General features: G+C 70.9%; 15 protein-coding genes, 1 tRNA gene and 1 pseudogene. 10 read left to right on the top strand and 7 right to left on the bottom strand.

Going from position 1 to position 20,757, the window contains the following annotated elements:
* Positions 1–23: 23 nt before the first annotated feature.
* Together C9F11_RS32905 and C9F11_RS32900 are read right to left on the bottom strand one after the other, a co-directional pair.
* Positions 24–977 (bottom strand): Gfo/Idh/MocA family oxidoreductase, encoded by a 954-nt coding sequence (locus tag C9F11_RS32905; RefSeq protein ID WP_138962674.1) that lies wholly within the window; start codon positions 975–977, stop codon positions 24–26.
* A 13-nt stretch (positions 978–990) separates the two neighbouring features.
* Positions 991–2,013, bottom strand: a complete 1,023-nt coding sequence (locus C9F11_RS32900; protein ID WP_138962673.1) for a zinc-binding dehydrogenase — start codon at positions 2,011–2,013, stop codon at positions 991–993.
* A 441-nt stretch (positions 2,014–2,454) separates the two neighbouring features.
* Here C9F11_RS32900 and C9F11_RS32895 point away from each other — a divergent pair, with 441 nt between their 5' ends.
* Positions 2,455–4,296 (top strand): glycoside hydrolase family 3 protein, encoded by a 1,842-nt coding sequence (locus C9F11_RS32895; RefSeq protein WP_138962672.1) that lies wholly within the window; start codon positions 2,455–2,457, stop codon positions 4,294–4,296.
* A 142-nt stretch (positions 4,297–4,438) separates the two neighbouring features.
* Here the strand turns inward: C9F11_RS32895 and C9F11_RS32890 are convergent, their stop codons facing one another.
* On the bottom strand, positions 4,439–5,194 hold the full coding sequence (locus tag C9F11_RS32890; protein ID WP_249401972.1) for a helix-turn-helix transcriptional regulator: 756 nt from the start codon (positions 5,192–5,194) through the stop codon (positions 4,439–4,441).
* 113 nt (positions 5,195–5,307) lie between these two features.
* On the opposite strand from C9F11_RS32890, the gene C9F11_RS32885 reads away from it, so the two are divergent.
* The 3 genes from C9F11_RS32885 (at position 5,308) to C9F11_RS47590 (ending at position 7,120) form a co-directional block, all read left to right on the top strand.
* Positions 5,308–5,514 carry a hypothetical protein gene (locus C9F11_RS32885; RefSeq protein ID WP_138962671.1) on the top strand — a complete coding sequence of 69 codons (207 nt, stop codon included), beginning with the start codon at positions 5,308–5,310 and terminating at the stop codon, positions 5,512–5,514.
* A 180-nt stretch (positions 5,515–5,694) separates the two neighbouring features.
* Entirely contained in the window at positions 5,695–6,042 is a 348-nt protein-coding gene (locus C9F11_RS32880) for a hypothetical protein (protein WP_138962670.1), read from the top strand.
* Between the two features lie 745 nt (positions 6,043–6,787).
* Positions 6,788–7,120 (top strand): hypothetical protein, encoded by a 333-nt coding sequence (locus tag C9F11_RS47590; protein ID WP_171075897.1) that lies wholly within the window; start codon positions 6,788–6,790, stop codon positions 7,118–7,120.
* 87 nt (positions 7,121–7,207) lie between these two features.
* On the opposite strand, the gene C9F11_RS32865 is transcribed toward C9F11_RS47590, so the two are convergent.
* Positions 7,208–7,295: transfer RNA gene (locus tag C9F11_RS32865), tRNA-Leu, on the bottom strand.
* A 149-nt stretch (positions 7,296–7,444) separates the two neighbouring features.
* Between C9F11_RS32865 and C9F11_RS32860 the strand changes: the two genes are divergently transcribed.
* Positions 7,445–8,779 (top strand): DUF2254 domain-containing protein, encoded by a 1,335-nt coding sequence (locus C9F11_RS32860; RefSeq protein WP_138962669.1) that lies wholly within the window; start codon positions 7,445–7,447, stop codon positions 8,777–8,779.
* Positions 8,780–9,009: 230 nt separating this feature from the next.
* Here the strand turns inward: C9F11_RS32860 and sucD are convergent.
* Positions 9,010–9,867 (bottom strand): annotated as a pseudogene (gene sucD / locus C9F11_RS32855) (succinate--CoA ligase subunit alpha); the annotation flags it as partial.
* Positions 9,868–9,877: 10 nt separating this feature from the next.
* Complete coding sequence (gene sucC / locus C9F11_RS32850; protein WP_138962668.1) at positions 9,878–11,017, bottom strand: ADP-forming succinate--CoA ligase subunit beta; 1,140 nt, start codon at positions 11,015–11,017, stop codon at positions 9,878–9,880.
* Between the two features lie 167 nt (positions 11,018–11,184).
* On the opposite strand from sucC, the gene C9F11_RS32845 reads away from it, so the two are divergent.
* The 5 genes from C9F11_RS32845 (at position 11,185) to C9F11_RS32825 (ending at position 19,373) form a co-directional block, all read left to right on the top strand.
* Positions 11,185–12,879, top strand: coding sequence for a thiamine pyrophosphate-binding protein (locus tag C9F11_RS32845; protein ID WP_138962667.1), 1,695 nt, complete (start codon positions 11,185–11,187; stop codon positions 12,877–12,879).
* Between the two features lie 11 nt (positions 12,880–12,890).
* Entirely contained in the window at positions 12,891–14,159 is a 1,269-nt protein-coding gene (frc, locus tag C9F11_RS32840) for a formyl-CoA transferase (RefSeq protein ID WP_138962666.1), read from the top strand.
* Positions 14,160–16,316: an acetate--CoA ligase family protein gene (locus C9F11_RS32835; RefSeq protein ID WP_138962665.1), complete on the top strand. Its 2,157-nt coding sequence runs from the start codon at positions 14,160–14,162 to the stop codon at positions 16,314–16,316.
* A gap of 134 nt (positions 16,317–16,450) precedes the next feature.
* The gene (locus tag C9F11_RS32830; RefSeq protein ID WP_138962664.1) at positions 16,451–17,839 is read left to right on the top strand and encodes an OFA family MFS transporter; all 1,389 of its coding nucleotides are present in this window, start codon (positions 16,451–16,453) and stop codon (positions 17,837–17,839) included.
* Position 17,840: 1 nt separating this feature from the next.
* Positions 17,841–19,373, top strand: coding sequence for an OFA family MFS transporter (locus C9F11_RS32825; RefSeq protein WP_249401971.1), 1,533 nt, complete (start codon positions 17,841–17,843; stop codon positions 19,371–19,373).
* Between the two features lie 183 nt (positions 19,374–19,556).
* On the opposite strand, the gene C9F11_RS32820 is transcribed toward C9F11_RS32825, so the two are convergent.
* Entirely contained in the window at positions 19,557–20,657 is a 1,101-nt protein-coding gene (locus tag C9F11_RS32820) for a sugar phosphate isomerase/epimerase (protein ID WP_138962663.1), read from the bottom strand.
* Positions 20,658–20,757 lie beyond the last annotated feature (100 nt).

The raw sequence follows: 20,757 nt of genomic DNA, 5'->3' as shown, positions 1-20,757 counted from the left end.
CCGGCCGGACCCTGCAGGAACGTTCAGCTGGACCCGGTGGGACACGGGCGCCCCGCCGCGGCGATGATCTCGTCGACGATCCGGGCGTCCGGCACCGGGCACGCCGGCGGCCGTCCGGCCGCGACCGCCGCGACGAAGTCGGCGATCAGCGGCTGGTGGGGATTGGGCGCGGGCGGCAGCGTCACCTCCCGTGATCCGCGGGCCGTGCGCAGGCACAGGCGGCCCGAGTCGAGCGGGTCGAGCGTCAGGGTGCGGCCGTCGCCCACGACCTCGAACCGGTCCACGGGCGGCGCGTCGCCCCACTCCGCGACGACGTGCGCCCGTACGCCGGATGCCCAGGCAAGCTCCACCTCGGCCCGCCGCTCCGCGCCCGCGGGGAAGCGGTCCGTGAGCCGGCCGCGTACGTCGTCCGGGCGGCCGAACAGCATGACGAGCAGGTCGAGCCGGTGGCTGCCCGCGTCCGCGAGCACCCCGCCGCCCGCGACGGCCGGGTCGGTGCGCCAGCGCATCGGATGGCCCGGGCCGGGGGCGAAGGCGCAGCGGAACCGCACGTCCACGCGCGCGGGCGTCCAGCCCGCCAGCTCCGCGCGCAGGCGACGCACGGCCGGGGCGAGCCTGCGGTAGTAGGCGACGGCGGCGGTCGGCCCGCCCTCCAGGTCCGCGGCCGTGCCCACGTCCTGGTCCAGGCCTCCGGCCAGCGGTTTCTCCACGAGCACCGGGCGCCCGGCCGCCAGCGCCGCGCGCGCCAGCGGGACGTGGAGCGCCACGGGCGTGGCGACGTACACCGCCCCCACCTCGTCGCGGAGCAGCCCCCGCTCGTCGCTGCCGGAGTCCCGCACGCCGTGCCGGGCGGCGACGCGCGCCGCCCGGTCCGGGTCGCGTCCCCACAGGTACACCGGTTCCTCGCCGAGCGCCCGCAGGGCGGGCAGCACCCGGCGCTCCACGACGTCGCCGTATCCGGCGACCGCCCACCTCACTGTCCGGCCGCCGTCACGGGACGATGACGACCTTCAGGGTCTCGGGCGGCGGCCCGTCGTACGGGGCGCGCTCGGCGTCGGGGTGCAGCGACCTGCTGGCGGACAACTGCTCCATGGCCTTGGGGAGTTCGTCGAGGGCGTACGTGTGGGTGTGCAGGTCGGGCAGGCGCAGCCGCCCGGCGTCGCGGTGGACGAGGCGCTCGGCGACGGCCAGCGCCTCGGCGCGCGCGGTGTCCACGGGCTCGGCGGAGCTGTGCACGCGCAGGCCCTTGCGCTCCCACGTCACGAGGTCGACGGTGACGTGCGTGTCGACGTGGTGGGTGCCGAGCATCACGACGAGGCCGTTCTGCCTGACCAGGCCCACGCAGGCGTTGAGGGTGGTGGGGGTGCCGACGGCGTCGATCGCGACGTCGTACTCCTCCCCTTGCGCGGCGAACTCCTCCTTGAGGGCCGCCAGTCGGGACGCGCTGCCGTCCACGTGGCGCACCTCGTCGGCGCCCGCCCGGCTCGAACGCTCCAGGCGCCATGCGTCGAGGTCGACGGCGGTGAGGTGCGCGGCGCCGCGCCGCGCCGCCATCCGCAGCGCCATCTGGCCGACCGGACCCTGCCCGATGATGACGACCCGGTCGCCCAACTCCACCCCGCGCGTGGCGTGCACGGCGAGCGGCAGCAGCTGGAGCATCGAGCCCTGCTCGAAGGGCACGGAGTCGGGCAGCGCGCCGACGGCTATCTCCCGCGCGAGGGCGAACTCGGCGTAGCCCGACGTCAGCGGGGTGCGCACGAACACGCGCTGCCCCGGCGCGACGCGGGAGACACCGGGCCCGACGGCCTCGACGACCCCGGCGATCTCATGGCCGTAACAGCCCGTCGCGCAGTGCTCCCTGAGACCGTAGTAGTGGTAGTACGCGAGGTCGCTGCGGTTGCAGACGCTGCACGCGCGGACGCGGACGAGCACCTGGCCCGGTCCTGGCTCCGGCACCGGCGCGTCGGTGACCAGCCTGATGTCACGCCGTCCGACAAGTTCGTACCGCCGCAAGGGGTTCCTCCTCAGCTCGGCCGCGTTCGGGCCCGGGGCGGGACGCCGCGCTGTGGCGGGAGCCCGGCCCCTGGCTCGTACACGAATTCCATCGCGGGAACGCGAGTCCTACAAGGTGGCCTCTGGGGGTGGGGAGGCGACTGCGGGAGGGGCGAGGGCCGCTGGGGCGCGGGAGGGGGTGGGGTGGGCTTCGGCGTGGGGGCCGGGGCGGGGTTGGGCCAGATGTCGGGGTGAGGCCCGGCCGGGCCGCCGGGGTGCGCTTCGGCCGAGGTCAGGCCGCTGCGCCATGTGCTGGTTCACCTTCCGTTTCCTGGCGGTTCGTATGCCTTGACAGTCCCAAATGGCCTGAGCCAACATCCGATTGGCCTGTACCAAGTCGCGCAGCACGGTGTCGGCCCGCTCTCCCACCCCCCGCTCCCCTGTCCCATCGGAGGTCCCGGCATGGTTTCGAGCAGTCCCCCGAGGCTGGCGCGGCTGGCCAACTCCGTGCTGCAGCCGGGCTTCGTCGGCACCACCGAGGTCCCCGACTGGCTGCGCCGCAGGATCGCCGCCGGGCTCGGGGGCGTGGTCCTCTTCGGCCGGAACATCGTCGACCCGGAGCAGGTCGCGGGCCTCACCGCCGCCCTGCGCGCCGAGAACCCCGACCTGATCGTCGCCATCGACGAGGAAGCGGGCGACGTGACGCGCATGGAGGCCTGGACGGGCGCGTCCCGGCCCGGCAACCTCGCGCTCGGCGCCGTGGACGACATCGACCTCACCGAGCGCGTCGCCCGCGACATCGGGCGCGAACTGCACGCGGCGGGCGTCTCCCTCAACTACGCGCCGAGTGCCGACGTGAACTCCAACCCGCTGAACCCGGTCATCGGCGTGCGCTCCTTCGGCGCCCGCACTGACATCGTTTCCCGGCACACCGCCGCCTGGATCCGGGGGCTCCAGTCCGCCGGGGTCGCCGCCTGCGCCAAGCACTTCCCCGGCCACGGCGACACGTCCGTGGACCCGCACTTCGGCCTGCCGCGCGTCACCGGCGGCGCCGAGGAGATCGCCCGCACGGCGCTGCCGCCGTTCATCGCCGCGATGGAGTCGGGCGTACGGGCCGTCATGACGGCGCACCTGCTCGTGCCCGCGTACGACCCCGCGCTGCCCGCGACGCTCAGCCCGCGCATCCTGAACGACCTGCTCCGCGGCGAGCTCGGCTTCGACGGCATGGTCGTCACCGACGGCATCGAGATGGGCGCGGTCACCGACCGCTACGGCATCGACGGCGCCACGGTCCGCGCCGTCGCCGGCGGCGTCGACGCGGTGTGCGTCGGCGGCGAGCGCGCCGAGGAGTCGACGGTCGACCTCCTCACGGGCGCGCTGGTACGGGCGGTGCGCGACGGCACCCTCCCCGAGGACCGCCTCACCGAGGCCAGCACCCGCGTCCGGTCCTTCGCCACCTGGTCAGGAGCCCGCTCCCGGGCCGCCACGGCCACCGGCCTCCGCTCCGACATCGGCCTGATCGCGGCGAGGCGCGCGGTACGGGTGCGGCCGCGGAGGGAGGAAGAGGCCACGGCCCGCGCGGACTCCGCCGGGGCCCTGCCCACGATCGGCTTCCCACGGACCACGGGCGCCACGGACACGGCGGGCACGGCGGGCACGGCGGGCACGGCGGGCACGGCGGGACCTTCCGGGACCGGGAACACGGCGAGCGCTCCGGGAGGCCTGGTCACGGCGAGTACGGCGAGTACGGCGAGCACGGGGGACGCCGCGGGAGGCACGGGCAGCACGGACTGGGCGGGCGCGGCGGCAAACGCAGGTACGGCGGGCGGCGTCCCCGGGACCCCGGCGGAGCCCCTCCTCCCCCTCACCGTCGCGCCGCACGTCGTGGAGCTGTCCCCCGTGATGAACCCGGCTGTCGACGGCGGCACCCCCTGGGGCGTGGCCGACCCGCTGCGCGCACTGCGGCCCGACACGACGTCCGTGCGCCTGACGGAACTGGAGCTCGACGGTTTCGACGACGTCCTGGACCGGGCCGCGCTCACCCCGGCGGACGGCCGCGCCCTGGTGGTGGTCGTCCGCGACGCGGCCCGCCACCGCTGGATGACCGAGGCCCTCGCCCGCCTCCTGCGCACCCGCCCCGACGCCCTCGTCGTGGAGATGGGCGTACCGACGGGCGTCCCCCTCGGCGCCGTCCACCTGATCACCCACGGCGCGACCCGCGTCTCGGGCATAGCGGTGGCGGAACTGCTCACGGGCCGTTCCTACGCCCCCACCCCCCGGGCCGACCTGTCCCCCCTGGCCTGACCGGCACACCCCCCGGGCCTGGCCCGACTCACGAAACCCTCCGGACCTGCGGAGGTTGGTCACCTTCACCTGCTGTTTCTGCCCGTTCCCGGCCGCTGTTGGTCATGCGTTGTCACGTGTCGCTGTGCGCCCCAGGCAGCACTTACCGCGCCACGGGTGCGGCCCGCGACCACAGTTCCTCGGCATGCTCGGCGAACCGGTCGTACATCCCTCCATCGCCCTGGCGACGGAGATGCAACAAGGGCGAGTCGTGGCCTACGAGACGAGCGAGATGAGGGGTCACAAGTGCCTCGCGATCGAAGCGGAACACGGACAGCGACACGTGATTCACGGCGTCCTCGGCAGCACTGAACCGCGTCTCCAGACCGTCCAGTGACCCCACTTTCTCCAGCTCCCCAAGCGTGATCTTGATACGTGTCGACACGCTCAGCGTCACGTCCTCGATGACCTCACGCTGACGCGTGACCTCCCCCTCGGGGTCACCGAGCAGGAAGCGCACACGGCAGCCGCTGCCTGTCTTTCGGCGCAGCGTGTCAGCGAACGCGGGGACCTGTGTGAAGAAAAAATAGTTCGTGTAGCCCGCGAGGAAGATGTCAGTCACCGCTGAGTTGATCAGCTCAGTCCAGACGTTCGACGGGCACGCGGATCGGTAGGGGTAGCTGTTGATGATCTCTCGATCGTTGCCGGTCTTGATCCGGTCCTTCACCACTTGCGGCCACAGCATCTCTTCGTCCACTCCAAGCGCCTGTGCGGCGTCCTCACGGTTGCGTGCGTGCGGGGTCAGTTCTGCGTCTGCGAGCCATCGTTCCACTTGCTTGATCGATACCCCGACCCGATACGCGAGTTTGCGTGGGGACATGCCCGCGTCGTCCAGAGCCGATCGAAGCGCGACATTCACTGTCAACCCCCTCGGTGTGGACGTTTGGGCCTTCTCGCACCGTAGCGGCGAACGTCTCAACTGTCTCTGACGCAGGGGGAGATACGTCCGTCCGTGGCACCCAACATCGCCCCATGAACAGCAGAGACGACACGACGTACGAGCTGGCATCGCGCGCGCAGATCAGGCTGTCCGCCGCTCTGGAGGCGGAAGGAATCGAGCTTCGCTCACTGCGAGTCGACACAGCCGGAGTGGTTCCGCTGATCGATCTCGGCATGGTCAACATCGCCACCGCCGAGCGACTCGCCAAGGCGCTCGAAGGCCGGAGCGTTCCCGCATGAGTGACGACAGCGAGAAGCCGAAGGGCGATCCGAGCGATCTGTCGGAGAAGGTCAAGAAGGCCAACGACCAGAGCAGAAAGGGCGGCGGTCGCCGCTAGAAAGAGGACGGCCGAGGCCCCGGCGGGCGCACCGCCAAGTACAGCCCGCTGGGGTGCCTCATCCAATCGGGTTGGAGGACACATGCAGGCAAGCACGCCCTTGAAGCGATGGGCAACACCTGTCAGGGAACTGATCAGCGCAGAGCGCTTCGCCGCCATCAGCGCAACCGTGATCGACAACAACCAGAACCTGGACCAGGCCACTGCCGAGCAGATCGTCGAAGAGGCCCTCAAATTCGTGGCTACGTGCGCCACGCGCCCTGAGGAACGGCTCAGGCCATCTCGCGTCGTGGACGAGGGTTGGCACGCCCTCATCCTGCACACAGCCACGTACGCGGAGCTGTGCCGGAGCCTCGGGCGGTTTGTACACCACGCACGGAAAGCACAACTAGCCACCCCGGACCCCGGTGGCCCCCTACTCTCCACATGAGAGCCAGGAGGAGCAGCATGGACTGGATCAACCCCAGGTACGCGGCAGCGACTGAATTCCTGGCGACGATACGAGCGGACGCCCCCGGCCGAGGACTGCGACGCTGCGGGATGTGCTCGGGCTATCGCGCGCAGGCTCTCGTCAGCGAGGACGGAACCCTGTACGCGGTCCCCTGCGCCTGGTGCGGCACCGCTGGAGTCCGCCCGGACCGCCGTCACCGTCACGCGTAGCTGGCCGATCCCCAGCAACTACAAGGCCCCCACGGCTGAGCGAGTGGGGGCCTTGCACCGTGGGCACTGACTGCTGAGAGAAGTGCCCGAACGGGGTCGTCTCCGAATGGTTCAGCCTCGCAGCCGCAGACGAAAGAACGGGTGCGGCCTCTGGACGAGCAGGCCTCCCACTCGCTTCGCTGAGCCGGCGGACCTGCGAGACGGGCAGAGCCAGCAGCCGGTCGTACGAGCCGCCGTCCCGGTCGGTGCCGGTGAGGTTTGCCCGGAACTCCTCGGGCGTGATGCGCCCCATGATCGCCACGCGCGGACGATCCACCTGGACGGGATCCTTGGCCCTGGACGTGGCGACGGGGGCGCCGTCCCAGAGATCCCGGAGCACCTGAGAGAGGTTGGCCTGTCGCCGTCCGGCTCGCAGGACGCGGGCGTACTCGGTATCGGCGATCAAGCCCTGATGAACGTCCTCAATGGCAGCGGGAGCGCCAGCAGGCAGAGAAGGAGCGCTGGGGCCGCTGTGGGTGGATCACGGCCTGGTGTTCGCCCGTGACGGCTTCAGGCTCCAGAAGGGGCGCACGGCGGGCGGTCCGCAGGATCCGGAGAAGGTCTCGGCCCGCTGGCGCACGGCCCGTGCGCGGATGAAGCTGCCGGACGGCTTCCGGCTGCACGACTGGCGGGCATCGAAGATCACAAACGATCTCGACAGCCACGAGAACCCGGTGGAGGTCCCCGCCAACGCCCGGCACCACTCACCGGGCTACACCATGACGCGCTACGGCAGGCGTCGCGCCGAGGGGGCCAAGAAGCTGGCCGCGTCCAGCGCGTCCCGCATCGGCCTCGCATCCCTGGTCTGACCGGGAAAATCTCCGGTCCACCGGCCACGCGGTCGGTCACGCCACTGTCCACATATGAAGAAGGCCCCTCGAGAGGGGCCTTCTTGCTGGTGTCCGAGGGGGGACTTGAACCCCCACGCCCGATAAAGGGCACTAGCACCTCAAGCTAGCGCGTCTGCCATTCCGCCACCCGGACTAGGTGTCTGCCGCCTTTGCGGTGTTTCCCGCGGCGACGAGGACAACAATACCAAGGTTTCGGAGTGCCTTTCACCTGCGTATCCGCCGGGTACGCCGCACCCCCGCGCGCCCCGCTCCGGTACGCGCCCGCGCACCTAGAGTTTCACCATGAGTGACGGTTTGCTTACGGGTGCGCTGGGTGACGTACGGGTCCGGCGGCCGCGGGTGCTGTCTCCCCTGCGCGAGCACCTGCGGGACACGATGTGGTTCGCGCCGACGGCGGGCCTCGTGGGCTCCCTGCTGCTGTGGTGGGTCACCTCCGAGGTGGACGCGCAGTGGGTGCGGTTCCTTCAGGACCACGGGGAGTACGACGCGATCAAGGACATGAACCAGCTCGCCGAGGACACGAAGGTGGTGATCAGCACCATCGGCTCGGCGATGATGACCTTCATCGGTGTGGTCTTCAGCATCTCGCTGGTCGCCGTGCAGATGGCGAGCGGCCAGTTCAGCCCGCGCGTGGTGCGGCTGTACGTCCGCTCGCGGATCACCAAGGCCACGCTGACGGTGTTCCTCGCGACGTTCCTGTTCTCCCTGATGACGCTGACGTCGTTCGACAGCGAGAAGGACCCGCGGCTCGTGACGAACGTGCCGCTCGTCGAGGGGCTGCTCGCCCTCGCCATGGTCCTCCTGAGCCTGCTGCTCTTCGTGGCCTATGTGAACGGCACCCTGCGAATGATGCGGATCGGCTTCGTGATCGACCGGATCGCCCGGGAGGCGTTCCGCGTGGCCGCGAAGCACCCGGCCGAGGGGCAGGTCGACGACGAGGGCCTCGGCCCGGAGACCGCGCGGATCACCCACGAGGGTCAGGCCGGGGTCTTGCGGGACGTGCACATCGCCCGGGCGGTGCGGGCCGCGCGCCGTCAGGGCGTCGTCCTGCGGCTGCTGCCGCGCACGGGGGACTTCGTGGTGCCGGGCACCCCCGTGTTCGCGGTGCACGGCGGCCCGCCGCCGGGGCGCCGCGCCCTGCGGTACACCGTGTACGTCGGGGTGGAGCGCACCTTCCACCAGGACCTGGGCTTCGGTCTGCGGCAGCTGTCCGACATCGCGCTGCGAGCCCTGTCCCCGGCCGTGAACGACCCGACGACCGCCGTGCAGGCCCTGGACCGCATCGTGCAGTTCCTCGCGGTCCTGGCCCCCTACCCGCTGGGTGCGCTGCGCCACCGCGACCGGCGCGGCACGGTACGGCTCATCCAGCCCGTACCCGACTGGACGGACCTGGTGGACCTCGGTCTGACCGAGATCCGCGGCTGCGCTCCCGGCAACCCTCAGGTCACCCGGCGCATGCTGGCCGGCATCGACGACCTGCTGCTCCTCGCCCCCGAGGAACGCAGAACACCGCTCCTGCGTCACCGGGCCCTCCTGGAGCAGGCGGTGGAGCGGGTGGTGCCCGAGACCGCGGACCGCGAGTTCGCCTTGCTGCCGGACCGCCAGGGGATCGGCTGAGCGGAGGGGGACGTACCGGCTTTGCGTATGAGGGTCGGCGGGGTGGAGGTCCTGTGCTCACCTGCCCCGCTTCCGATCCGAGCCCTCTGGTGCGGGACGACCGCCTTCGGGGCCGAGCGGGCCACGCGCCGGCGCGGGCCACCCATCCTTCGGCGCGAGCCACCCATCCGTCGATGCGAGCCGCCTGCCCTTCGGCGCGAGCCCCCGCCCGTCGGCGCCTGGCAGTCCCGCACCAGGCGCGCGGTCGCGCTCGGCGTCTCCCCCACGCGTACGCCGACCGCCTCCAGGGCCGCCTTCTTGGCCCGCGCCGTACCGGACGGACCGGAGACGATGGCTCCGGCGTGGCCCATGGTCCTGCCCTCTGGGGCGGTGAATCCGGCGATGTAGGCGACGACGGGTTTGGTCACGCGCTCGGCGATGGAGGCCGCCGCCCGCTCCTCCGCGTCGCCGCCGATCTCGCCGACGAGGACGATCAGCTCGGTCTCCGGGTCGGCTTCGAAGGCGGCCAGGCAGTCGATGTGGGTGGTGCCGACGACGGGGTCGCCGCCGATGCCGACGCAGGTGGAGAAGCCGATGTCGCGCAGCTCGTACATGAGTTGGTACGTGAGGGTGCCGGACTTGGAGACCAGGCCGACGCGTCCGGGTTCGGTGATGTCGGCGGGGATGATGCCCGCGTTGGACCGCCCGGGGGTGATGAGGCCGGGGCAGTTGGGTCCGATGATCCGGGTGCCGCGGCGCCGTGCGTGCGCGTGGAAGGCGACGGCGTCGTGCACGGGGATGCCTTCGGTGATGACGACCGCGAGCGGGATTCCGGCGTCGGCCGCCTCCATGACGGCGGCCTTGCCGGCGGCGGGCGGCACGAAGAGGACGCTGACGTCCGCCCCTGTCGCCTCGCGCGCGTCGCGGACCGAGCCGAAGACGGGCACGGCGCGATCGCCGAAGTCGACGGTGCGGCCCGCCTTGCGCGGGTTGACGCCGCCGACGACGTCCGTACCGGCGGCGAGCATGCGGAGGGTGTGCTTCATGCCCTCGGTGCCCGTCATGCCCTGGACGAGGACCTTGCTCTCCTCGGTCAGATAGATCGCCATGTCCGGCTCCTCAGACGACGGGGGCTGTGTGGGCGAGTTCGGCGGCCCGGTGGGCGGCGCCGTCCATGGTCGCGGCCTGCTCGACGAGCGGATGGGCGCGTGCGTCGAGGACGGCCCGACCGCGCACCGTGTTGGTGCCGTCGAGCCGGACGACGAGCGGCTTGGTCAGTCGCACGCTCTCCAGCGCCCGCACGATGCCGTCGGCCACGGCGTCGCACGCGGTGATGCCGCCGAAGACGTTCACCAGGACGCAGGTGACGGACGGGTCGCCGAGGACGACGGCCAGGCCGTCCGCCATGACCTGCGCGGAGGCGCCGCCGCCGATGTCGAGGAAGTTCGCCGGCCGGGCGCCGCGCCCCGCGACGGCGTCGAGCGTCGCCATGACGAGGCCCGCGCCGTTGCCGATGACCCCGACCTCGCCGTCGAGCTTCACATAGGTGAGCCCTTTGGCCGCCGCGGCCGCCTCGCGCTCGTCGTCGTACGTCGCGTCCCGTGCGCCCCAGCGGGCCTGCCGGAAGCGCGCGTTGTCATCGAGGGTCACTTTCGCGTCAAGTGCGATCAACTGCCCCTGAGGTGTGCGAACGAGGGGATTGACCTCGACGAGCAGCGCGTCCTCGCAGGTCAGAACGTTCCATAGCGCGATCAGGACGTCAGCCGCCTCGACGGGAAGGCCCGCCGAGGCGGCCATCTCGTCGGCCCTGCTCCGGGTCACGCCCTCGGCGGGGTCGACGGGCACGCGCGCCACCGCCTCGGGGCAGGTCGCGGCGACGTCCTCGATGTCCATGCCGCCGTGGGCGGAGGCGATCGCGAGGAACCTCCCTGCGGCTCGGTCCAGCACGTACGCGACGTAGAACTCGCTCTCGCTCACGACCGGTTCGGCCAGCATGACCGCGCGCACGGTGTGGCCCTTGATGTCCGTGCCGAGCATCCGGCGTGCCATCAGCTCTGCGGCGGCCGGGTCCGCGGCCCGCTTCACGCCGCCCGCCTTGCCCCGGCCGCCGCTCTTCACCTGCGCTTTCACGATGGCGCGGCCGCCGAGGCGCTCCGCGCACGCGCGGGCCTCCGCGGCCGAAGCGGCGACCTCGGCGCGGGGCACCAAGATGCCGTGTTCCGCGAGGAGTTCCCTTGCCTGGTGCTCGTACAGGTCCATGTCCGGCCCCTGTCTGAAAGTGCCGCATGCCCCCTGGACAGCCTGCGCTGGATACGGGATAACGAGCTTCATACAGTATTCGTCGACTGTATGCAATGTACTGCGAGGGCGTCCCACGCCCCGTGCGAACGCGCTCCAACTCCCCTACGAAGGGACATGACTTCGTCATGCCGGACGACAGCAGCGACACGAGCAGCACCCTCATCTCCGGAGGGCATCTGGTCGCCAAAGCACTCAAGGCGGAGGGTGTCGACGTCATCTACACCCTGTGCGGCGGCCACATCATCGACATCTACGACGGGTGCGTCGACGAAGGCATCGACGTCGTCGACGTACGCCATGAACAGGTCGCCGCCCACGCCGCCGACGGCTACGCGCGTGTGACCGGCAAACCGGGCTGTGCCGTGGTGACGGCCGGGCCCGGCACGACCGACGCCGTCACCGGCGTCGCGAACGCCTTCCGCGCCGAGTCCCCGATGCTGCTCATCGGCGGCCAAGGGGCCCACACCCAGCACAAGATGGGCTCGCTCCAGGACCTGCCGCACGTCGACATGATGACGCCCATCACCAAGTTCGCCGCGACCGTGCCGGACACGGCGCGCGCGGCCGACATGGTGTCCATGGCCTTCCGCGAGTGCTTCCACGGTGCCCCCGGCCCGTCCTTCCTGGAGATCCCCCGCGACGTGCTCGACGCCAAGGTGCCCGTGGAGAAGGCGCGCGTCCCGCGCGCGGGGCACTATCGCGCCTCCACCCGGTCGACCGGGGACCCCGAGGCGGTCGAGAAGCTCGCCGACCTCCTGGTGCACGCCGAGAAGCCCGCGATCCTCCTGGGCAGCCAGGTGTGGACCACCCGCGGCACCCAGGCGGCCGTCGAACTGGTCCGGACACTCAACGTCCCCGCCTATATGAACGGCGCCGGCCGAGGCACCCTGCCGCCGGGCGACCCCCACCACTTCCAGCTCTCACGGCGCTACGCCTTCGCCAACGCCGACCTCATCGTGATCGTCGGCACCCCCTTCGACTTCCGCATGGGCTACGGCAAACGTCTCTCTCCGGACGCCACGGTCGTCCAGATCGACCTCGACTACCGCACCGTCGGCAAGAACCGCGACATCGACCTGGGCATCGTGGGCGACGCGGGACTCGTCCTGAAGTCCGTCACCGAAGCGGCCTCCGGGCGCCTCAACGGCGGGGCGTCCCGGCGCAAGGAGTGGCTGGACGAACTGCGCACGGCCGAACAGATCGCCGTCGAGAAGCGGCTGCCGCAGCTGCGCTCCGACGCCTCGCCCATCCATCCCTACCGGCTGGTCAGCGAGATCAACGACTTCCTCACCGAGGACTCCCTGTACATCGGCGACGGCGGCGACATCGTCACCTTCTCCGGCCAGGTGGTCCAGCCCAAGGCCCCCGGGCACTGGATGGACCCGGGGCCGCTCGGCACGCTCGGCGTAGGCATCCCCTTCGTGCTCGCCGCCAAGCAGGCCCGGCCCGACAAGGAGGTCGTGGCCCTCTTCGGGGACGGCGCCTTCAGCCTCACCGGCTGGGACTTCGAGACCCTCGTGCGCTACAACCTCCCCTTCGTCGGCATCGTCGGCAACAACTCCTCCATGAACCAGATCCGCTACGGCCAGCGGGCCAAGTACGGCGCCGAGCGCGAGCGCGTCGGCAACACCCTCGGCGACGTCCCCTACGACCAGTTCGCGCGCATGCTCGGCGGCCACGGCGAAGAGGTCCGCGACCCCGCCGACATCGGCCCCGCGCTGCGCCGCGCCCGGGAGTCCGGCAAGCCCTCGCTGATCAACGTGTGGGTCGACCCGGACGCCTACGCCCCCGGAACCATGAACCAGACCATGTACAAGTGAGGTGTCCTGCCATGGCTCACGAGACGCACACCGCCCCTGCCGCCCGGGCGGCGGCCAAGGCCCTCGACGGAATCCGCGTCCTGGACATGACGCACGTCCAGTCCGGCCCCTCCGCCACGCAGCTCCTCGCCTGGCTCGGCGCGGACGTGGTGAAGCTGGAGGCACCGACCGGTGACATCACGCGCAAGCAGCTGCGCGATCTCCCCGACGTGGACTCGCTGTACTTCACGATGCTCAACTGCAACAAGCGGAGCATCACCCTCAACACCAAGACCGAGCGCGGCAAGGAGCTCCTCACCGAACTGATCCGGCGCTCGGACGTCCTGGTCGAGAACTTCGGCCCGGGCGCGGTCGACCGCATGGGCTTCACCTGGGAACGCATCCAGGAGATCAATCCACGTATCGTCTATGCCTCCATCAAGGGCTTCGGGGACGGTCCGTACACCGACTTCAAGGCGTACGAGGTCGTGGCGCAGGCCATGGGCGGGTCGATGGCGACCACCGGCTTCGAGGACGGGCCGCCGCTGGCGACGGGAGCCCAGATCGGGGACTCGGGCACGGGCATCCACGTGGTGGCGGGGATCCTCGCGGCGCTGTTCCAGCGCGAGAGCACGGGGCGCGGACAGCGGGTCAACGTGGCCATGCAGCATGCCGTGCTCAACCTCTGCCGGGTGAAGCTGCGCGATCAGCAGCGCCTGGCCCATGGCCCGCTCGCTGAATATCCCAACGACGACTTCGGCGACGAAGTTCCCCGGTCCGGCAACGCCTCCGGCGGCGGCCAGCCCGGCTGGGCGGTCAGGTGCGCGCCGGGCGGCCCCAACGACTACGTGTACGTCATCGTGCAGCCCGTCGGCTGGCGACCCATCACCGAGCTGATCGGCCGTCCCGAACTCGCGGACGACCCCGAGTGGGCCACGCCGGAGGCCCGTCTCCCGCAGCTGGCCAAGATGTTCCAGCTGATCGAGGAGTGGTCCGCCACCCTGCCCAAGTGGGAGGTCCTGGAGCGGCTGAACGCCCACAACATCCCGTGCGGACCGATCCTGTCGACCAAGGAGATCATCGAGGACTCCTCGCTCGTCGCCAACGAGATGGTCGTCGAGGTCACCCACCCCGAGCGCGGCACCTTCACCACCGTCGGCTCCCCGCTGAAGCTCTCCGACTCCCCCGTGGACGTCATCAGCTCACCGCTGCTCGGAGAGCACAACGAAGAGGTGTTCGTCGGCGAACTCGGCCTGGAGGACGCGGAACTGCGCCTCCTCAAGTCGAACGGAGTGATCTGATTGCCGGCCGACGACCGCTCGGAGCGCGTGCGCGCACTGCTGGACTCCGTACGCGCCGAGGGGCGCACCTCATTGACGGCGCCGGAGGGCAAGATCCTCGCCGACGCCTACGGCATCGCCGTCCCCGGTGAGGAACTGGCCCGGGACGTCGACGAGGCGGTGGCGCACGCGGCGCGCTTCGACGGGCCCGTCGTCCTGAAGATCGTGTCACCGGACATCCTCCACAAGACCGAGGCGGGTGGTGTGGTCGTGGGCGTGGAGGGTGCCGAGGACGTCCGCGCGGCCTTCCACCGGATCGTCGACAACGCACGCGCGCACGCGCCGACCGCGCGGCTCGACGGCGTACAGGTCCAGGAGTTGCTGCCGTCCGGCGCGGACGCGCGGGAGGTGATCGTCGGAGCGGTCACCGACCCGACGTTCGGCAAGGTCGTCGCCTTCGGGCTCGGTGGTGTGCTCGTGGAGGTCCTCAAGGACGTCACGTTCCGCCTCGCGCCCGTCGACGTCGAGGAGGCCGCCTCGATGCTCGACTCGATCGCCGCGGCCGAGATCCTGCGCGGCGTCCGCGGCGCGCAACCCGTGGACCGCGGAGCGCTGGCGGAACAGATCCGCCGCGTCTCCCAGCTGGTCACGGACTTCCCCGAGATCGCCGAGGTCGACCTCAACCCCGTGATCGCCACTCCCCGGGGCGCGCTCGCCGCGGACGTCCGCGTCATCCTCGGCGACCGGGCCCCCGAGGAACGGCACACCTACACGCGCGCGGAGATGCTCGCCTCGATGCGACGGCTGATGCAACCCCGCTCCGTCGCCGTCATCGGCGCCTCCAACGAGCCCGGGAAGATCGGCAATTCGGTGATGCGCAACCTCATCGACGGCGGCTTCGCGGGCGAGATCCACCCCGTGAACCCCAGGGCCGACGACATCTTGGGCCGCAAGGCGTACAAGAGTGTCACGGACGTTCCCGGTGAGGTGGACGTGGCGGTCTTCGCGATCCCCGCCGCGTTCGTCGCGAAGGCCCTGGAGGACGTCGGGCGCAAGGGGATCCCGAACGCCGTCCTCATCCCCTCCGGGTTCGCCGAGACCGGCGAGCAGGCCCTCCAGGACGAGATCGTGGCCATCGGGCGACGCCACGGAGTGCGGCTGCTCGGGCCGAACATCTACGGCTACTACTCGACGTGGCAGGACCTGTGTGCGACGTTCTGCACGCCGTACGACGTGAAGGGCGGGGTGGCACTCACCTCGCAGTCGGGCGGCATCGGGATGGCCATCCTCGGCTTCGCGCGCACCACGAAGACCGGCGTCTCGGCGATCGTGGGGCTCGGCAACAAGTCGGACCTCGACGAGGACGACCTGCTCACCTGGTTCGGCGAGGACCCCCGCACCCAGTGCATCGCCATGCACCTGGAGGACCTCAAGGACGGCAGGGCGTTCGTGGAGGCCGCGCGCGCCACCGTGCCGAAGAAGCCCGTCGTGGTCCTCAAGGCGGGCCGCACCGCGGCGGGCGCCCGGGCCGCCGGGTCCCACACGGGCGCGCTGGCGGGCGACGACGCCGTCTACGACGACGTTCTCCGGCAGGCGGGGGTGATCCGCGCCCCGGGCCTCAACGAGATGCTGGAGTACGCGCGGGCGCTGCCCGTCCTCCCCACGCCCCGGGGTGACAACGTCGTCATCATCACGGGCGCGGGCGGCTCCGGGGTGCTCCTCTCCGACGCCGTGACGGACAACGGCCTGCGGCTCATGGAGATCCCGCCCGACCTGGACGCGGCGTTCCGCGCCTTCATCCCGCCGTTCGGCGCCGCGGGCAATCCGGTGGACATCACCGGCGGCGAGCCCCCGTCGACGTACGAGGCGACGATCCGGCTCGGTCTGGAGGATCCGCGCGTCCACGCGCTCGTCCTCGGCTACTGGCACACCATCGTCACCCCTCCCATGGTGTTCGCCGAGCTGACGGCCCGCGTGGTCGCCGAGTTCCGCGCGCGCGGCGTCGACAAGCCCGTCGTGGCCTCCCTGGCGGGCGACGTCGAGGTGGAGGAGGCCAGCCAGTACCTCTTCGAGCGGGGGGTCGTGGCCTACCCGTACACCACGGAGAGGCCGGTCGAGGTCCTCGGGGCGAAGTACCGGTGGGCCCGCGCGGCGGGGCTGTTGGGAGGCGGTCGGTGAGGTGACCGCGCTCGGGGCGGACGGCGGCGCGCGTCGGCCGCCCCAGGACCCGTACGCGCGCGAGGGACCGGACAGGGGGCGCTGGCCAGCTCTTTCGACGCAAGGGGTTTCGACGCAAGGGGTGCGACTCGACCATGACCACCACCGACCTCACGGCTCCCGTCCCCTTCAGGGAGGTGACGGACCGCAACGGCCGCCTGTACCGCATCGGCGAAACAGACGTCGACATCATGGGGCGACCGCGCTGGACCATGGTGCTCTTCCCCTGGATGGGCATGCTGGGCATCAGCTCCTCGGAGTACGCGTTCACCTCCGCCGAGGACACGCTGCACGACGCGCACCTGTGGAGCGGCGGGCACATCTTCTGGCTGATGGGCGTCTGGGTGTTCTTCCAGGCAGCCGTCGCCTTCCCGGCCGGTCAGCTGCGCGAGAGCGGCAGGCTTCCCGCCCGCTACGCGATGCTCCTCGGCGCCTTCGGCACGGTCTGCGGCTATCTCTCGCTCGCGTACGCGCCGCACGTGACGGTCGCGTACGTCGGCTTCGGCATGTTCAGCGGCATCGGCGCCGGCTTGGTCTACGCGACCTGCGTGAACATGGTCGGCAAGTGGTATCCGGAGCGCAAGGGAGGCAAGACCGGCCTGGTGAACGGCGGCTTCGCCTACGGCTCCGTGCCGTTCGTCTTCCTCTTCACGTCGTACATGGACGTGAGTAACTACCACGGCGTCCTGATCTTTGTGGGCGCCGTCTGCGCGTCCGTCGTGGCGTTCGCCGGATGGTTCTTCAAGGACCCTCCCAAGGGGTGGTGGCCGCCGCACGTCGACCCCCTGAAAGTGTCGGCCGACCCGCGCGTCCGGCGGGCCCTGGAGAAGAATCCGCCGGCCGTCAAGCAGTACACCCCCAGGGAGGCCGCCCATACCCCGGTGCTGTGGCTGATGTGGTTCTGTCTGCTGTGCACGGCCGGGATCAATATCTTCGGGATCGCCTTCCAGGTGCCGTTCGGCAAGGACATGGGCTTCGCGGGTGGTGTCGTCGTCACCGCGATGTCCCTGAAGGCGATCGTCAACGGCACGGGCCGGGGTGTGATCGGCTGGATCTCGGACCGCTATGGACGGCGCTCCACCCTCGTCATCGTCTGCCTCGTCCTCGGCGTCGCCCAGTTCGGCGCCCTGGCGTCGGGCTCCATGGGCAGCATGCCCTTCTTCCTGTTCTGCTCCATGGTCTCCGGTTTCGGCGGCGGCGCGATCTTCCCGCTGTTCGCCGCGATGACGGCCGACCACTTCGGCGAGAACAACAACGCCACCAACTACGGCGTGGTCTACAGCTCGAAGCTGATCTCCGGACTCGTCGGCTCCGGCTTGGGGGCCGTCGTCGTGGACGCGTGGGACTACGAAGGCGCGTTCGTCATCGCCGGCTGCATCGGCATCTGCTCGGCCGTGCTCGCACTGTTCCTGAAGGCACCGGGCAGGCCATGTGCCCGGCGCGTCGTACCCAACCCACACCCCTTAGGTGAGGAGATGGCTTGATATGACGGCGGAGCCCTGCGCCGAACACCCCGCGTCCGGCCGTGCGGACGCGCACGGATCGGGCGCCCGGGGACCGGACGCCCCGGAGGCCGACACGCACGGGCCCGGCACGCACGGGCCCGGCTCCCCCAGGCCGGACGCCCACGGCCCCGAGGCCCTCGGTTCCGACGCTCATGGCCGGGACGCGCCGGAGCGGCCGTACCGAGAGCTCACGGACGCGCGAGGACGCGTCTACCGGGTCGGCGAGAGCGACCGGCAGATCCTGGGCCGCCCCCGCTGGACGATGGTCGCCCTCCCCTGGGTGGCCATGATCGCCATCAGTGTCTTCGAGTACGCCTACGGAGCGGCCGAGGACACCCTGTCGGACGCGCACCACTGGACGTCGTCCAACACCTTCTGGGTGCTGAGCGTGTGGATCTTCTTCCAGGCGGGTGTCTCCTTCCCGGCCGGGAAACTGCGCGAGAAGGGCATCCTGACCAGCCGGGCCGCGATGCTCACGGGCTCCGTCCTGTCGATGCTCGGCTTCGTCAGCCTCAGCCACGCGCCCAACGTCGTGGCCGCGATGGTCGGCTTCGGACTGCTCGGCGGCGTCGGCTCCGGGCTCATCTACTCGACCAGCGTCAACATGGTCGGCAAGTGGTATCCGGAACGGCGCGGCGGCAAGACGGGCTTCGTCAACGGAGGGTTCGCCTACGGGGCGGTGCCTTTCATCTTCCTGTTCTCCTACGGCTTCGACACCTCCAACTACCGCACCGTCCTTGACCTCGTCGGCTTCTATGTGCTCGCCGTGACCCTGGTGGCAGGGCTGTTCTTCAAGGACCCGCCGAAGAACTGGTGGCCCGAGAGCGTCGATCCCCTGCGGTCCGTGACAGGCACCCGCACGGCCGTCGCGCTCGCCAAGAACCCCCCTGCCGTCGCGCAGTTCACCCCAGGAGAGGCGTTACGCACCGGCGTCGTGCCGCTGATGTGGGTGTGCATGCTCTGCTGTGCGGGAGTGTCCATCTTCGGGATCTCGTTCCAGGTGCCGTTCGCCAAGGAGATGGGGTTCGGGCCGATGATCGCCGCGTCGTCCATGGGCGTCATGTCGGTGATCAACGGCACGGGGCGCGGCGTGGTGGGCTGGCTCTCGGACCTGCTGGGACGGCGTCCCACGCTGACGTACGTGTGCCTGGCCCTGTCGGTGGCGCAGTTCGGCGTCCTGTGGGCGGGCGCGATCCGCAACGAGCCGCTGTTCCTCGTCTTCGCCTTCCTGTCGGGCTTCGCGGGCGGTGCTTTCTACCCGCTGTTCGCCGCCCTGGTCCCGGACTACTTCGGGGAGAACAACAACGCCTCCAACTACGGCATGGTCTACAGCGCGAAGCTGGTCAGCGGCCTGTTCGGCGGGGGCGTCGGCGCGATGGTCGTGCACTCCTGGGGCTACATCGGCGCCTATACGACGGCAGGAGCGGTGTCGCTGCTCGCGGCGGGCCTCTCCTTGCTGCTGCGTCAGCCGAGCTCGCCCCGCGCGCGCGGCGAGCTGGCGCGGTCGGGCTGAGCCGTTCGGCGTCCGGCGTTCGGTCAGAGGGAGGGCCCCGGCCGCCTCCGCGACGGTCGGGGCCCCTGCCAGGGGCGGCGCCCCTGGCAGCGGTCGCCTTGCCCAGGGCGTCGATCGGCCCCACTCGTACGGGCCCTGTGGCTGGTCCGTGCTTCCGGGTCCCGTCAGTCCTTGCGGCCCCGGTCAGTCCCCGCAGCGCTCTCTCAGCGCGTGCAGGTGGGCGCTGGACTTGCGCGCGAAGGCGAAGGAGTCGGACGGGGAGTCGTGCTCCACCTGCCAGTGGTGGTAACGGCGCCCTCCCTGCGTGCGGGCGGTCACCTTGGACAGGAACTTCTTGTAGTCGATGTCGCCGTCCCCGACATCGACCATGCGGTAGCCGTCGCGAGTGGAGTCGTCACGGATGCCGTCCTTGACGTGGAACAGCGGATAGCGGTGCGGCCGCCGCAGGACGTAGTCGATCGGGTCGAAGGGCCTGGGGGTACCGTCCACCTGCTTGCCGAAGCGGAACCGCGCGCTGTGCGCCCAGTAGATGTCCATCTCCAGGTAGACCAGGTCGGGGTCGGTCTCGGCAAGGAGCACGTCGTAGAGGCGCACGCTCGGCTTGTTCGTGGCGAAGGAGAACTCCTCGGCGTGGTTGTGCTGGTAGAACTTCATGCCCCGCGCCCGGGCGGCCTCGCCGTACGTGTTGAAGTCCTCGGCTGCGCGCTTCCAGGCGTCGACGGTCGTGCCGTAGCGGAAGGGGCCCGACGCGGTGCCGATGTGCTTCAGGCCGAGAGCCTCCGCGTCGTCAAGTACCTTGGTGAGGTTCTGCGCGAACGTGTACGCGTTCGGGTCGCCGTCGGAGTAGTAGCCGACGTGGCTGCCGATGGCGGTGAGCCCGTGGTCGCGGACGAGTCTCTTGAGCCGGGCGAGCGTGATGGCGCCCGCGGAGCCCTGGGCGTACCCGGCGAACTCGACCTCGTCGTATCCGTACCTCTCCAGTTCCGCGAAGACGGCGGCGAACCCGAGGGACGACACCTTGTCGCGGAGGCTGTAGAGCTGGACGCCGAGACGGCCGGGCGGCAGGACGGGGCGGCCGCGCCCCTTGCCGGACGGCTGGGCGGCGTCCGTGGTCGGGGTGGTGGCGGCCGAGGCAGGGCCTGCGGTGGCGGCCGAGGCCGGGCCCGCGGCGGCCGCGGTACCGGCGAGCGCGGCCGCGGTGGCGCCCGCGGCGACGCCCAGCATGCCGCGCCTGCTCAGTCGGTGGGCGAGCTCGGGGTCGTCGGGCGTCGGCTTGCGGCTCATGCGGGCCTCCCAGGACGGGGTCAGGGTGGTGTCAGGGATGGGTTCGAAGAACGCCTCGGGGTCGGGTCAGGGGCGAACCCTGATGGCAGCGACCGCGCTC

Source organism: Streptomyces sp. YIM 121038, from assembly GCF_006088715.1.
Taxonomy (GTDB): domain Bacteria; phylum Actinomycetota; class Actinomycetes; order Streptomycetales; family Streptomycetaceae; genus Streptomyces.
This window is presented reverse-complemented; position numbering and strand designations above follow the sequence as displayed.

Coding starts and splice junctions, on each gene's coding strand:
- C9F11_RS32895 (WP_138962672.1), top strand. CDS start 2,455: ATGGTTTCGAGCAGTCCCCCGAGGCTGGCGCGGCTGGCCAACTCCGTG.
- C9F11_RS32885 (WP_138962671.1), top strand. CDS start 5,308: ATGAACAGCAGAGACGACACGACGTACGAGCTGGCATCGCGCGCGCAG.
- C9F11_RS32880 (WP_138962670.1), top strand. CDS start 5,695: ATGCAGGCAAGCACGCCCTTGAAGCGATGGGCAACACCTGTCAGGGAA.
- C9F11_RS32860 (WP_138962669.1), top strand. CDS start 7,445: ATGAGTGACGGTTTGCTTACGGGTGCGCTGGGTGACGTACGGGTCCGG.
- sucC (WP_138962668.1), bottom strand. CDS start 11,017: ATGGACCTGTACGAGCACCAGGCAAGGGAACTCCTCGCGGAACACGGC.
- C9F11_RS32845 (WP_138962667.1), top strand. CDS start 11,185: ATGCCGGACGACAGCAGCGACACGAGCAGCACCCTCATCTCCGGAGGG.
- frc (WP_138962666.1), top strand. CDS start 12,891: ATGGCTCACGAGACGCACACCGCCCCTGCCGCCCGGGCGGCGGCCAAG.
- C9F11_RS32830 (WP_138962664.1), top strand. CDS start 16,451: ATGACCACCACCGACCTCACGGCTCCCGTCCCCTTCAGGGAGGTGACG.
- C9F11_RS32825 (WP_249401971.1), top strand. CDS start 17,841: ATGACGGCGGAGCCCTGCGCCGAACACCCCGCGTCCGGCCGTGCGGAC.
- C9F11_RS32820 (WP_138962663.1), bottom strand. CDS start 20,657: ATGAGCCGCAAGCCGACGCCCGACGACCCCGAGCTCGCCCACCGACTG.